The organism is Mycobacterium sp., assembly GCF_052143115.1.
Taxonomy (GTDB): Bacteria; Actinomycetota; Actinomycetes; order Mycobacteriales; family Mycobacteriaceae; genus Mycobacterium.
In genome coordinates this window covers 1-12,310 of sequence record NZ_JBKQTQ010000313.1, presented here as the reverse complement: position 1 = coordinate 12,310, position 12,310 = coordinate 1, and the positions used below count along the sequence as shown (strand labels likewise).

Sequence of the window (12,310 nt, the reverse complement as noted above, 5' to 3'; positions counted from 1 at the left end):
GATTTAAACGGCAAGCAAGCGCTCAAAGAATTCGCGGTAGTGCATCAGAGCCAGGCGTAGGTCTTCGGTCGATGCCTCCTCGCCACGAGACCATTGCTCTTCCAGATGCGACCGCGCCGCAGCGAATCCAGTCGTGAGCTGCTCGACGAGATCGGAAACCAGGACGTCCGCCTTCTGGACGCAGTCTTTGGGATCATCGACGAAGGCCGCCTGAACACCGGCCCACCGCGCACGCAGCTCCGCGAGATCGTCGCCGGCAAATAGCTCTTCGTCGGTTGACGATTCGTGTTTCGCGCTCGGCGCCTCCGGCTCGGGTGCCTCGGCAGGCAGTGCCGCGGTATCGGCACTGGGAGCCGCTCTGTCGGCAGCGGGCGCCGGCTCGGGCGTAGCGGCCGTGGTCTCGTCCTCCATCCGTGGCGCTTCCGAGGTAGGGATCACGGGCTCATCAGGGGACTCGGTCATTGCTTCTTGTTCATGCGTGGTCATGCGCCTGCTCCTTTGATTCGGTCTTGTCGGTCTTTGTCTTGTCGGTCTTTTCGGTCGGGGTCTCGAGCAACTTCTCGAACAGGGCCCGGTAGTGCACGAACGCCTCCCGCTGCTGCTCGGTGTTGGCGTGCTGCTGCGAGATGCTGATGTCGTGGGCGGCTCGATAGTTCTCGACTATCTGCGGGTGGTCTACCGAGATGTCCGCGGCCCGCTGGTCGAAATCGTCGACGGGGTAACCGCGCTGGCGCATCACATCGGTCACCAAACGGTCGGCGACACCGACAGCAGTTGCGGGGTTGTCCACGAACCCGGCCTGTACCTCTTGCCAGCGGGCGGTGAAATCCGAGAGTGCCGATGGCGTCAACGGAACGATGTCGAGCTTGCCTCGCTTGCGTTCTCGCGTAGTGAGTTCCCGCACGGCGCCTTTCTCGCTTCCGGTCTCGGATACCAGGCGCTCGTACTCACCGCCGTAGTGCTGTTTGAGCCGCTTCGTTCTTATGCGAAAGCTGACCATGCTTATTGCGACAATCGTCGCGACGGCCACCACGACGGCGACGGCCGCGATCAAGATCCATTCCCAAGTGGGCATCACAGGCTCCTTTTTTCTGACATACGTCTAGTAACCCGTCCGGCGATGGCGCAAACGTGATTTTGTGATCTGTGGCACAACGTCGGGAGGTTGCGTGGACGAGTCTCCGCCAGTTCAGAAGTAGTGCCGACGGCCGCCGATCGCGCGTCCGGTGCTGCCCAGGATTGCCAGGATTGCGCCCACGACGAGCAACAGGATCCCAAGGGTCCACAGGATAGAGATCTTGAATAGAAATCCCGCGACTAGCAGAACGATGCCCAGAATGATCATGTTTGAGCCTTCCTCAGATGATGGTTGACGGATGTTCGGGTCGGTCGGCCCGATAACAGTCGATCACCCGTTAGGGGGTAGCAATACACCCCTAGGGAGGTAATCTCCTCGGCATGCCAGAACCACCTCGCGCGCCCATCACGGTCGCGCTCGTCGATGACTACGACGTCGTCGTCAAGGGTGTGGCCAATATGCTGCAGCCGTATCGCGACCGCGTCGTGATCGCGGAACTCGACTCCACCATGTCCGTCAAGGACGCGGTCGACATCGTGCTGTACGACTCATTCGCCCAACCCGAATCCGATCACGAAGAGATCGGTGTCCTGGTGGCCAATCCCCGGGCACGCCGAGTTGTGGTCTACACCTGGAACTTTCACCCCGAACTCGTTCAAAGCGCGCGACGGCACGGGGCCCAGGGGTATCTGTCGAAGACCCTGCCCGCGCGCGAGCTGGTCGCGGCCTTGGAGGCCGTGCATGCCGGTGAAGTGGTCGTCAGCGAGGTAGGAGCGCGAGCACGCAGCGCGCCGGGGCAGGACTGGCCCGGCCGCGGTGAAGGGCTCAGCGAACGCGAGGCGGAGATTCTGGCGCTGATCACCCAGGGCATGAGCAACGCAGACGTCGCGCGGCTGACGTACCTGAGCCCAAACACCGTGAAGTCCTACATTCGGACGATCTATCGCAAGCTCGGTGTGAGCAGTCGCACTCAGGCCGTGCTGTGGGGCGTGAACCACGGGTTCACTCCCGACCATCACCGCATCGAGCACTGGCGCGGCGGCCGCTAGAGTTCCCCTCCGCAGAAGGGGGTAACCCTCGGGGATGTCTTTAAGCGAATACCGGCGCAAGCGGCGGTCTGGCCGCAGCCCCGAGCCACGCGGTCGGCAGCCGCGGCGACGTCGGGGAGGCAGTCGCGGGCCGCGTTTCGTCATTCAGCATCATGCGGCCCGCAGTGACCACTACGACTTTCGCCTCGAGATCGACGGCGTGCTGGTGTCCTGGGCGATCCCCAAAGGCCCGTCGACAAATCCGAAGGTCAGGCGGATGGCGCGGCGCACCGAGGACCATCCGATGGAATACGCGCAGTTCGAGGGAGTAATCCCCGAAGGGGAGTATGGGGCCGGCGGCGTCATCGCTTGGGACCACGGCACTTACGCCAACCGGACCGCTGAAATTCAAGTGCGTCCGCGACCAGGAGTTCGTCATCGGCGGTTACACCGCCCCGAAAGGCAGCCGAATCAAGTTGGGTGCGTTGCTGATCGGCTACCACGAAGGCCGCGACCTTGTCTACGCCGGCAAAGTGGGGACCGGCTTCGACGAAGCCACGCTGCGCGGCCTGCACAAGCGGCTGTCGGCCATCGAACAGGACGCGCCGCCGTTCACCCGGGGACTGAGGCACGACGCCGGCGCCCGATGGGTGCGCCCGGAGCTGGTCGCCCAGATCGGCTTTCACCGAGTGGACGCGCGACGGCAAGCTGCGCCACCCCCGCTACCAAGGTCTGCGGACCGATAAGGATGCAGGCGACGTCGTAAGGGAGACCCGTTGACGCCAACCGGGGTAACGGTTGCCGGCAACGAAGTGCCGGCACAAAACCGTGCGCGTAATCTCTGCAGTCATGAGCTCCACCAGGCACAGATGGATCGCAGTCGCCGCTCTGACAGGCGCTGCGGTCGGCTCGCAGCTAACTCCCGTCACCGCACAGGCCGAACTGCACAATATCACCTACATTGTCCGCATCGACGGCATGGTCGCCGGCAGCCAGGCCACCTTTGTGACCAACACCAAGCAAACAAACACCGCGCAGTTGAGTTCGATGCCAGGCAACGGATTCGAGGCCTCTGCGGTGCTGGCCGATCCCCACCAAGCCGGGATGCAGGTGTCGATTCGGTGGCCCTCTGCGGCCAAGGTGCACTGCGAGATCGACATTGACGACAATGTGGCTACGCAGGTCGACCAGTTTGTCCAGCCAGCCGCAGGCAGCACCGACCCGATGAATGGCGTCCTGCCCTGCGGGGCACCGCTGCCCGCGACCTGACAATCACGGCTGCCATCCGACAGCGTCGGCCCACTCCCACGCCCTGCGGTAGGCGGTGGAAAACCAGGGCTCCTTGGCCTCGACGTACGCCGAGATGTCGTCGCTAGCCGATGCAGCTCGCGCCGCGCCTTGCTTGACGGCCAAATACTCGGTGCGCGCTGCGGAATCAGCGGTGAGCCAGTCGACGAACAGCAGCGCGAACTGCTGATTGGGCCAACCCTCGACGCGGACATGAACATTGGTTGGCCGTCCCGGATCTGCGCTGCCATGAATCCGCTTGTGCCACAACGCCGGATCACCGCCGTGGTCGTAGAACTGGACAGTGCTGCGGGCGTCCGGTTTGGGCACATCGCCGGTGATGCGGTCGATCCGGGGGTAACCCGCCGATAACAGGGAGTCACTGATTTCGTCTGCGGCGGTGATGGATTCAACGGTGACTTGGATATCGATGGCGTCTTCGGCATCCAGGCCGGCGATCGCGGTCGACCCGACGTGGTCTACACGCCGTGCGCGGGCACCGCATGCGGTCGCGATGCGCGCAGCAATCCGGCGCGCCTGATCGGGCCAGGTCGGATCTGCCGGTGTCAGCTGGGGCACCGGACGGACGACCTGGTGGGCGATCAGGTTCCGCGCGAACGGGGTGATGCGGTGATTCCACACGTCACCGGCCTGCTCGGCCAGCGATTGCAGGCTGCCCAAGTTCTGCAGCCAGACGTCGGCGACGGCGCGGCGCTGATCATCGCTGGCCTGCGCGGCGATTCGGGCACGCGCGTCGGCCTCGGTCATGCCGCGGTATTCCACCAGTCGACGCATCCGCACTTCAACGTCGGCGTACACGACGACGACCAACGGAAACAACGGCGCCATTCCGGACTCCACCAGCAGCGGAATGTCTTCAACGACAACCACATCCGCAGGCACCGCCGCGATGATTTCCTCGCGCCGCTTGCCCAGCAACGGATGAACGATTCCGTTGAGCGTATTACGCGCGTCGTCGTCTTTGAATGCCTTGGCAGCCAGTGCCGGCCGATCGAGCGCCCCGTCGGCGGAAAGGATGTCGTTCCCGAACGCCTCGACCAGCGCGGCCAGCCCTTCGGTGCCTGGTTCGACGACTTCCCTGGCGATGACGTCGGCATCGACGACGACACCACCGCAGTCGGCGAAGGTCGTTGCTACCGCCGACTTACCGGCGCCGATGCCGCCGGTCAGCCCGATCCGAAGCATCGGCAGCTATCGTCGTCGGGCTAGGCGCTACCGGCGAGCTTCTCCCGCAGGGCGGCGAGTTGCGCGTCGCTGGCCAGCGAGCCCCCGCTCTGCTGTTCTTCGCCCGACGAGCCGTTGGCCTGCGGCCGCTCGGCAGCGGCGGCCTCGGCTGCGGCGAACTTCTCCATCTGGGCGGTGTGCATCTTGTGCCGGCGCTCGGCCTCGGCGTAGCGGGCTTCCCATTCGGTGCGCTGCGCGTCGAAACCCTCGAGCCATTCGTTGGTTTCGGGGTCGAAGCCCTCCGGGAAAATGTAGTTGCCCTGCTCGTCGTAGCTGTCGGCCATGCCGTACTTGGCCGGGTCGAACTCCACGGTGTAGTCCTCGTTGGCCTGCTTGAGCGACAGCGAAATGCGGCGACGCTCCAGGTCGATGTCGATGACCTTGACCATCGCGTCATCACCCACCGCGACCACCTGGTCCGGCACCTCAACGTGACGCTCGGCGAGCTCGGAGATGTGCACCAGGCCCTCGATACCCTCCTCGACGCGGACGAACGCGCCGAACGGAACCAGCTTGGTGACCTTGCCGGGCACGATCTGGCCAATGGCATGCGTGCGGGCGAAGTGACGCCACGGATCTTCCTGAGTCGCCTTGAGCGACAGCGAAACCCGCTCGCGATCCATGTCGACGTCGAGCACCTCGACGGTGACCTCGTCGCCCACCTGCACCACCTCGGAGGGGTGGTCGATGTGCTTCCAGGACAGCTCGGAGACGTGCACCAGACCGTCGACGCCGCCGAGGTCGACGAAGGCGCCGAAGTTGACGATCGACGACACCACACCCTTGCGGATGGCGCCCTTTTGCAGCTGGTTGAGGAACTCGCTGCGCACCTCGGACTGGGTCTGCTCGAGCCAGGCGCGGCGGGACAGCACCACGTTGTTGCGGTTCTTGTCCAGCTCGATGATCTTGGCTTCGATCTCCTTGCCGATGTAGGGCTGCAAATCCCGGACGCGGCGCATCTCGACCAGCGAGGCGGGCAGGAAGCCGCGCAACCCGATGTCGAGGATCAAGCCACCCTTGACGACCTCGATGACGGTGCCCTTGACCGCCTCGTCCTTCTCCTTGAGCTCCTCGATGGTCCCCCAAGCGCGCTCGTACTGAGCGCGCTTCTTGGAGAGGATCAGCCGGCCTTCTTTGTCCTCCTTGGTGAGGACCAGGGCCTCAACCTTGTCGCCGACGGACACCACCTCGTTGGGGTCGACGTCGTGCTTGATGGACAGCTCGCGGGAGGGAATGACCCCTTCGGTCTTATAGCCGATGTCGAGGAGCACCTCGTCCCGGTCCACTTTGACGATCGTCCCTTCGACGATGTCGCCATCGTTGAAGTACTTGATCGTTTTGTCTATTGCGGCGAGAAAGTCCTCGCTCGAGCCTATGTCGTTGACGGCTACTTGCGGCGAGGTGACGGTGGGACTCGGCATATTGTTGGGTTGCTCCGGACAGGTTGGGGTCGTAGGGATAAAGCGGGTTCTGTTCGATCGCCCTGCTCCTCCGCATCGCGCTGCGCTCTGCATCGTCGCCGGACTACTCCGTCGAGGCTACTCGACTGTGCACACGCTGGCCAAACTCGCCTCATCTGGGCCGAGCGTCAAATCACCCCGAAAAAATCACCGAAATTCTTGCCACGGGTTCGCGCAAGTCGTTGTCGGCCGCTAATGGGCGGCGGAGTCCCAGCTGCGGCCATAGCCCACCGAGACCTCCAGCGGCACGTCGAGCGGGTATGCGCCGCCCATTTTCTCGCGCACCAACGACTCAAGCCGCTCCCGCTCACCGTCGGCCACTTCGAACAACAGTTCGTCGTGGACCTGGAGCAACATCCGCGACGCCAGCCCGGTCGTCTTGAGCGCCTTGTCGACCTCGATCATGGCCACCTTGATGATGTCGGCCGCGCTGCCCTGGATCGGCGCGTTGAGCGCTGCCCGCTCGGCGGCCTCGCGCACTTGGCGATTGCTGCTGTCCAGCTCGGGCAGATAGCGGCGGCGACCCAGCACCGTTGAGGTGTAGCCGTCCTTGCGGGCCTGTTCGACGACGTCCATCAGGTAGTCGCGCACCCCGCCGAACCTGGCGAAGTACTGATCCATCTGGACTTTGGCGTCTTCGGTGGAAATCTTCAGCTGCTGCGCCAGGCCGTAAGCGCTCAACCCGTAGGCCAATCCATACGACATCGCCTTGACCCGGCGCCGCAGCTCACCGGTCACCTCGTCGATCGGCACTCCGAACGCGCGGGAGGCGACGAACGAATGCAGGTCCTCCCCGGTGTTGAACGCCTCGATCAGCCCTTCATCACCGGACAGATGCGCCATGATGCGCATCTCGATCTGCCTGTAGTCGGCCGTCATCAACTCCGCATAGCCGTCACCGACGACGAACGCGTCGCGGATCTGACGGCCTGCGTCGGTGCGGATCGGAATGTTTTGCAGATTGGGCTCGGTGGAGGACAGCCTGCCGGTCGCCGCAATCGTCTGGTTGAACGTCGTGTGGATGCGGCCGTCGCCGGCCATCGAGTTCAGCAACCCGTCGACGGTGACTTTCAGCCGGGTCACGTCGCGATGCGCGAGCAGATGCTGAAGGAACGGATGCCCGGTCTTGTCGAACAGCGACTGCAGCGCATCCGCGTCGGTGGTGTATCCGGTCTTCGTCCGCTTGGTTTTCGGCATTTCCAGCTCGTCGAACAGCACCACCTGCAACTGTTTTGGCGAGCCGAGGTTTATCTGCTTGCCGATCACTGCGTACGCCGCCTCCGCGGCGTCCCGGATCTGGTCGCCGAATTGGCTTTGCAGGGAGGTCAATTGGTCGAGGTCGACGGCGATACCCGCAGCCTCCATACCTGCCAACACCCGTTGCACCGGTAGCTCCATCTCGGCCAGCAGTGAGGTGGAGTCGATCCGGGCCAATTCGGCGTCCAGCGCGTCAGCCAGGTCCACCACCGCGCGAGCACGCAGGACTGCGGTTTGCACAGCTTGGTCATCGACCCCGTCGGTGGCTTCGATGTCATCGAGTAATGAAAGTTGCTGCTGTTCAGACGTTTCCGCCCGTAGCTCGCGACGCAAGTAGCGCAGTGACAGATCGTCCAGGGTGAAGCTGCGTTGCCCGGGGCGGACCAGGTAGGCGGCCAGCGCGGTATCGGAGCTGACCCCGTCCAGCGTCCAGCCGCGCCCAGCGAGGTCGTGGATCGCTAACTTGGCTTCGTGCAGGGCTTTCGGCTTCTCCGGGTCGGCGAGCCACGCCGCCAACGCGGCGTCGTCGTCGGGTGTCAGGGTCGTGGTGTCGATGTATCCGCCATCGCCGTCGGCGGCGGCGATGGCCAGCGCGGTCGCGTCGCCGTCATAGGGCAGATGCGTCCCCACCACAGCCAGCCCCGATCGGCGCCCGTCGGCGACGTGCTCGGCCAACCACTGCCCGACCGAGCCGGACTCCAGCGCTCCCCCGCGCACGTCGAATCCCTCGTCGACCTCGGGTTCGACTGCAGCCAGCGTGTCGAACAGCCGGTCCCGCAGCACCCGGAATTCCAGCTGGTCGAACAGTTGGTGAATCTGTTCGCGGTCCCAGGGCTGCATCCGCAGCGTGTCCGGCGTCTGCGCCAGCGGCACGTCACGGACCAGGTCGGTGAGCTCCCGGTTGAGCACCACGCTGGCCAGGTGCGCGCGCAGCGCGTCACCCACCTTGCCGCGCACCGAGTCGGCGTTGTCGACGAGCGCTTGCAGCGAACCGTATTCGGTGATCCATTTCGACGCCGTCTTCTCGCCCACCCCCGGGATGCCGGGCAGGTTGTCGCTCGGGTCGCCGCGCAGCGCGGCGAAGTCGGGGTATTGCTCGGGGGTCAGCCCGTACTTCTCGACCACCGCCGCCGGGGTGAAGCGGGTCAGCTCGCTTACGCCTTTACGGGGATAAAGCACCGTCACGTCGTCGGAAACGAGCTGCAACGAATCGCGGTCCCCGGTGACCACCAGCACCCGGTAGCCTTCCTTTTCCGCCTGCGTCGCCAATGTCGCGATCAAGTCATCGGCTTCGAAGCCCGGCTCGGCGAGCACCGTAATGCCCAGCGCCGCAAGGACTTCCTTGGTGACGTCGATCTGGCCGTGGAATTCATCCGGAGTGGACGACCGGTTGGCCTTGTACTCCGGGTAGCGCTCGGAGCGAAAGGTCTGCCTCGACACGTCGAACGCCGCGGCCACATGGGTGGGCGATTCGTCGCGTAACAGGTTGATCAGCATGGCGGTGAACCCGTACACCGCGTTTGTGGTCAGCCCGCCCTGGGTCTTGAAATTCTCGGCGGGCAGCGCGTAGAAGGCCCGAAACGCCAGCGAATTGCCGTCCAGCAGCATCAACGTCGGCTTGTCGTCAGCAGCCTGGCCGGCTTCCGTCTTCTTGCTTGCGGTCCTCGCTGGGCTCACCGCCTCAACTCTAGGCACTGGGTCCGACGCCGAGTAGCGGCTGCGCCCACCGCCGGAAAACTGCAACACGTTTCAGTTTCGTCGAGGTTCTAGGTACGCTGGCCCGATGCCAGCAGCTATCCGTCAAGAACCGGCGATCGACGGCTGGTTCGCCGCCGACGACTCCGGTGTGCCACATCTGACCGGCGCAAAATGTCCGCAATGCGGCACCTATGTCTTCCCGCCGCGGGCCAGTAACTGCCCCAACCCCGGCTGCGACGGTGAACAGCTCGAGCAAGTGCCGCTGTCGCGGCGCGGCAAGCTGTGGAGTTACACCGAAAACCGGTATGCGCCGCCACCGCCCTACCCTTCCCCGGATCCGTTTGAGCCGTTCGCCGTCGCCGCGGTCGAGTTGGCCGACGAGGGTCTGATCGTTCTGGGCAAGGTGGTAGACGGCACCCTGGCCGCCGACCTGAAAGTCGGCCTGGAGATGGAGCTGACCACCATGCCGCTGTTCGTTGATGATGACGGCGTCGAACGCATCGTCTACGCGTGGAGGATCGCATGAGCACTCCCGAACCGGTTTACATCCTCGGCGCCGGGATGCACCCCTGGGGCAAGTGGGGCAACGACTTCACCGAGTACGGGGTGGCCGCGGCCCGTTCCGCGCTCGCCGAAGCCGGCCTGGACTGGCGGCAGGTTCAGTTGGTGGCCGGCGCGGACACCATCCGCAACGGCTACCCGGGTTTCGTCGCTGGGGCGACGTTCGCGCAGAAGCTGGGCTGGAACGGAGTGCCGGTCAGCTCCAGCTATGCGGCGTGCGCCAGCGGCTCGCAGGCCCTGCAGAGCGCCCGCGCACAAATCCTGGCCGGCTTCTGCGACGTTGCGCTGGTGATCGGAGCCGACACCACGCCGAAAGGGTTTTTCGCTCCGGTCGGCGGCGAGCGGAAGAACGACCCGGACTGGCAGCGGTTTCATCTGATCGGCGCCACCAACCCGGTGTACTTCGCGCTGCTGGCGCGCCGGCGGATGGACCTCTACGGCGCCACCCTCGAGGATTTCGCCCAGGTGAAGGTCAAGAACGCGAGCCATGGCCTGCAGAACCCCAACGCCCGGTTCCGCAAAGAGACGTCGGTCGAAGACGTGCTGGCCAGCCCGGTGGTGGCCGACCCGCTGCGGCTGTTGGACATCTGCGCTACGTCAGACGGCGCTGCGGCGCTGATCGTGGCCAGTGCCAAGTTCGCTCGAGAACACCTCGGCTCGCTGAACGGCGTGCCTGCGGTGCGCGCGGTCAGCGCGGTCACCCCGCGCTACCCTCAGCATCTGCCCGAATTACCGGATATTGCAACGGATTCCACTGCGGTGGTGGCGGCGCCGGATCGGGCGTTCAAGGACCAGATCATCGACGCCGCATACGCCGAGGCCGGCATCGGGCCAGAAGACCTGAGCCTGGCTGAGGTTTACGACCTGTCAACTGCGTTGGAGCTGGACTGGTATGAGCATTTGGGGCTCTGCCCCAAGGGTGACGCCGAGGCGTTGCTGCGCAGCGGTGCCACTGCCATCGGCGGCAAGATTCCGGTCAACCCGTCGGGCGGGCTGGCCTGCTTCGGCGAAGCGATTCCCGCGCAGGCGATCGCACAGGTCTGCGAGCTCAGCTGGCAGCTGCGCGGCCAGGCCACCGGCCGTCAGGTCGAGGGCGCGAAGGCCGGTATCACCGCGAATCAGGGCCTGTTCGGCCACGGCTCGTCGGTGATCGTGGCCCGGTAGCGTCTTCATCGTCACTCCAGCGTGACGCTCGGCGCTGACAGCCACACCAGCGTGACGCTCGGCGCGGCGCCGGCTAGCCGCGGCTATCCCGACGGCAGCGTCTCGTCGGGAGTATCGAGGGTTTCCAGAACGACTTCGGCGACGTGCTTCATCGTGGTCCGCCGGTCCATCGCGGCGCGCTGGATCCACTTGAACGCTTGCGGCTCAGTCATGCCCTGGTTGGCCTGTAACAGGCCTTTGGCCCGTTCGACGAGCTTGCGGGTCTCCAGCCGGTCAGACAGCGTCGCAACTTCGCGCTCCAGCGCCCTGACCTCGCTGAACCGGCTCAGCGCCAGTTCAATCGCCGGGATCAGGTCGGAGATGGTGAACGGTTTCACCAGGTAGGCCATCGCCCCGGCATCCCGTGCCCGTTCGACAAGGTCGCGCTGACTGAACGCGGTCAGCACCACAATCGGTGCGATGCGTTTGCGGGCGATCTCCGACGCGGCGTCGATGCCGTCGCGGCGCGGCATCTTCACGTCCATGATCACCAGGTCGGGGGTGAGCTGCTCGGCCAGCTCGACGGCTTCCTGGCCGTCGCCGGCCTCGCCGACGATTTCGTAGCCCTCTTCGCGGAGCATTTCGGCCAAGTCGAGCCGGATGAGAGCCTCATCCTCGGCGATCAGCACCCGGTGCGAGGCTTGGGTATCGACGTCGGTCGTGGAGCCGGTCATGACGCCATTCTCTCGTGGCCCGCCGTAATCCTCGACCGCGGGGTTGTGACGTCGGTGTGACGATCGCCATCCTCTATGGTGGTAGGCCGTGGTTACGAGCCCTCGTATCCCAACTGAATCCACTATGAGGTGTTCGGCGACGGTCCTCCTCTGTTCCTGCATGTGGGTGCAGCTGCGGAATGGGACCTCTGGAAGCTTGCGGGCTATCTTGACCGTCTGACGGAGTACCGTCTAATCGTCATCGACCCTCGCGGAAGGGGAAGAAGCGACAGACCGGAGACCCTGGCCGCGCATCGGATGAAGAACTATGTTGGAGACGTCATCACGATTCTGGACGATCTCGGCATATCAAGAACTGCCTTTTGGGGGCACTCCGACGGTGCACGAGTTGGATTTGCGCTGGCGGTTGCTCATCCCGACCGTTTGAAGGCTCTCGTTGCGGTCGGAGGTCACGATTTGCCGACCGAGTACAAAGATCGCGTTGCGTTTGCCAAGTATGTTCGCGAGAATGGAATGGGTTTTCTAGACGAGGGATATGAGAAGTCTTTTGGCAAGCCGCTACCTCTGTGGTACACAAAGCGAAGACGTAGAAGAGATCCTAGGATGTTTGAATTGGAGATGCTCGCATGGCGGCCGTGGATTAACAACTGGACCACGTATCCGAAGATAAGAGTGCCGACCCTGATCATGGCTGGCAAAATCGAAGACGCGACTGGTCTGAGCGAGAAGATGGCGAAGCTCATGCCTGATGCAAGATGTGTGATCCTACGGGGTTTGAAGCCCGGGTCCTCTGACGCCGGCCTGGATCATCTTGGCGGG

At 64.3% G+C, this 12,310-nt stretch carries 12 protein-coding genes and 2 pseudogenes; 7 read left to right on the top strand and 7 right to left on the bottom strand.

Going from position 1 to position 12,310, the window contains the following annotated elements; translation table 11 throughout:
- Nucleotides 1-3: 3 nt before the first annotated feature.
- From ACLQI9_RS30885 to ACLQI9_RS30875, 3 genes are all read right to left on the bottom strand, one after another.
- Complete coding sequence (locus ACLQI9_RS30885; RefSeq protein WP_442380177.1) at nucleotides 4-486, bottom strand: hypothetical protein; 483 nt, start codon at nucleotides 484-486, stop codon at nucleotides 4-6.
- Nucleotides 473-1,075: a hypothetical protein gene (locus tag ACLQI9_RS30880; RefSeq protein ID WP_442380175.1), complete on the bottom strand. Its 603-nt coding sequence runs from the start codon at nucleotides 1,073-1,075 to the stop codon at nucleotides 473-475. Before ACLQI9_RS30880 ends, ACLQI9_RS30885 begins: the two co-directional genes overlap by 14 nt.
- Before the next feature lie 114 nt (nucleotides 1,076-1,189).
- Entirely contained in the window at nucleotides 1,190-1,345 is a 156-nt protein-coding gene (locus ACLQI9_RS30875) for a DUF6131 family protein (protein ID WP_325678765.1), read from the bottom strand.
- Nucleotides 1,346-1,458: 113 nt separating this feature from the next.
- Here ACLQI9_RS30875 and ACLQI9_RS30870 point away from each other — a divergent pair, with 113 nt between their 5' ends.
- The 4 genes and pseudogenes from ACLQI9_RS30870 (at nucleotide 1,459) to ACLQI9_RS30855 (ending at nucleotide 3,375) form a co-directional block, all read left to right on the top strand.
- Nucleotides 1,459-2,127, top strand: coding sequence for a LuxR C-terminal-related transcriptional regulator (locus ACLQI9_RS30870; protein ID WP_442380172.1), 669 nt, complete (start codon nucleotides 1,459-1,461; stop codon nucleotides 2,125-2,127).
- A 34-nt stretch (nucleotides 2,128-2,161) separates the two neighbouring features.
- Nucleotides 2,162-2,458 (top strand): annotated as a pseudogene (locus tag ACLQI9_RS30865) (DNA polymerase ligase N-terminal domain-containing protein); the annotation flags it as partial.
- Nucleotides 2,459-2,507: 49 nt separating this feature from the next.
- Nucleotides 2,508-2,886 (top strand): annotated as a pseudogene (locus ACLQI9_RS30860) (non-homologous end-joining DNA ligase); the annotation flags it as partial.
- Between the two features lie 69 nt (nucleotides 2,887-2,955).
- A complete protein-coding gene (locus ACLQI9_RS30855) occupies nucleotides 2,956-3,375 on the top strand; it encodes a hypothetical protein (protein WP_442380170.1) in 420 nt (139 codons plus the stop codon).
- A gap of 3 nt (nucleotides 3,376-3,378) precedes the next feature.
- Here ACLQI9_RS30855 and coaE read toward each other — a convergent pair whose 3' ends face one another.
- The 3 genes from coaE to polA form a co-directional block, all read right to left on the bottom strand.
- Complete coding sequence (coaE, locus tag ACLQI9_RS30850; RefSeq protein ID WP_442380169.1) at nucleotides 3,379-4,599, bottom strand: dephospho-CoA kinase; 1,221 nt, start codon at nucleotides 4,597-4,599, stop codon at nucleotides 3,379-3,381.
- A gap of 20 nt (nucleotides 4,600-4,619) precedes the next feature.
- A complete protein-coding gene (gene rpsA, locus ACLQI9_RS30845; RefSeq protein ID WP_442380167.1) occupies nucleotides 4,620-6,059 on the bottom strand; it encodes a 30S ribosomal protein S1 in 1,440 nt (479 codons plus the stop codon).
- Between the two features lie 231 nt (nucleotides 6,060-6,290).
- Complete coding sequence (polA, locus tag ACLQI9_RS30840) at nucleotides 6,291-8,963, bottom strand: DNA polymerase I (RefSeq protein ID WP_442380243.1); 2,673 nt, start codon at nucleotides 8,961-8,963, stop codon at nucleotides 6,291-6,293.
- A gap of 175 nt (nucleotides 8,964-9,138) precedes the next feature.
- Between polA and ACLQI9_RS30835 the strand changes: the two genes are divergently transcribed.
- Both ACLQI9_RS30835 and ACLQI9_RS30830 read left to right on the top strand, forming a co-directional pair.
- A complete protein-coding gene (locus tag ACLQI9_RS30835; RefSeq protein ID WP_442392712.1) occupies nucleotides 9,139-9,579 on the top strand; it encodes a Zn-ribbon domain-containing OB-fold protein in 441 nt (146 codons plus the stop codon).
- A complete protein-coding gene (locus ACLQI9_RS30830; protein WP_442380163.1) occupies nucleotides 9,576-10,778 on the top strand; it encodes a lipid-transfer protein in 1,203 nt (400 codons plus the stop codon). Before ACLQI9_RS30835 ends, ACLQI9_RS30830 begins: the two co-directional genes overlap by 4 nt.
- An 83-nt stretch (nucleotides 10,779-10,861) precedes the next feature.
- Here the strand turns inward: ACLQI9_RS30830 and ACLQI9_RS30825 are convergent, their stop codons facing one another.
- The gene (locus ACLQI9_RS30825; protein WP_442380161.1) at nucleotides 10,862-11,491 is read right to left on the bottom strand and encodes an ANTAR domain-containing response regulator; all 630 of its coding nucleotides are present in this window, start codon (nucleotides 11,489-11,491) and stop codon (nucleotides 10,862-10,864) included.
- A gap of 129 nt (nucleotides 11,492-11,620) precedes the next feature.
- On the opposite strand from ACLQI9_RS30825, the gene ACLQI9_RS30820 reads away from it, so the two are divergent.
- Nucleotides 11,621-12,310: alpha/beta fold hydrolase (locus ACLQI9_RS30820; protein ID WP_442392710.1), on the top strand; the 690-nt coding region annotated here is incomplete at its 3' end.

Excerpts from the sequence above, each read along its gene's own strand:
- rpsA (WP_442380167.1), bottom strand. The coding sequence starts at position 6,059 with ATGCCGAGTCCCACCGTCACCTCGCCGCAAGTAGCCGTCAACGACATA.
- ACLQI9_RS30875 (WP_325678765.1), bottom strand. The coding sequence starts at position 1,345 with ATGATCATTCTGGGCATCGTTCTGCTAGTCGCGGGATTTCTATTCAAG.
- ACLQI9_RS30835 (WP_442392712.1), top strand. The coding sequence starts at position 9,139 with ATGCCAGCAGCTATCCGTCAAGAACCGGCGATCGACGGCTGGTTCGCC.
- ACLQI9_RS30855 (WP_442380170.1), top strand. The coding sequence starts at position 2,956 with ATGAGCTCCACCAGGCACAGATGGATCGCAGTCGCCGCTCTGACAGGC.
- ACLQI9_RS30880 (WP_442380175.1), bottom strand. The coding sequence starts at position 1,075 with ATGCCCACTTGGGAATGGATCTTGATCGCGGCCGTCGCCGTCGTGGTG.
- ACLQI9_RS30870 (WP_442380172.1), top strand. The coding sequence starts at position 1,459 with ATGCCAGAACCACCTCGCGCGCCCATCACGGTCGCGCTCGTCGATGAC.
- coaE (WP_442380169.1), bottom strand. The coding sequence starts at position 4,599 with ATGCTTCGGATCGGGCTGACCGGCGGCATCGGCGCCGGTAAGTCGGCG.
- ACLQI9_RS30885 (WP_442380177.1), bottom strand. The coding sequence starts at position 486 with ATGACCACGCATGAACAAGAAGCAATGACCGAGTCCCCTGATGAGCCC.
- polA (WP_442380243.1), bottom strand. The coding sequence starts at position 8,963 with ATGCTGCTGGACGGCAATTCGCTGGCGTTTCGGGCCTTCTACGCGCTG.
- ACLQI9_RS30830 (WP_442380163.1), top strand. The coding sequence starts at position 9,576 with ATGAGCACTCCCGAACCGGTTTACATCCTCGGCGCCGGGATGCACCCC.
- ACLQI9_RS30825 (WP_442380161.1), bottom strand. The coding sequence starts at position 11,491 with ATGACCGGCTCCACGACCGACGTCGATACCCAAGCCTCGCACCGGGTG.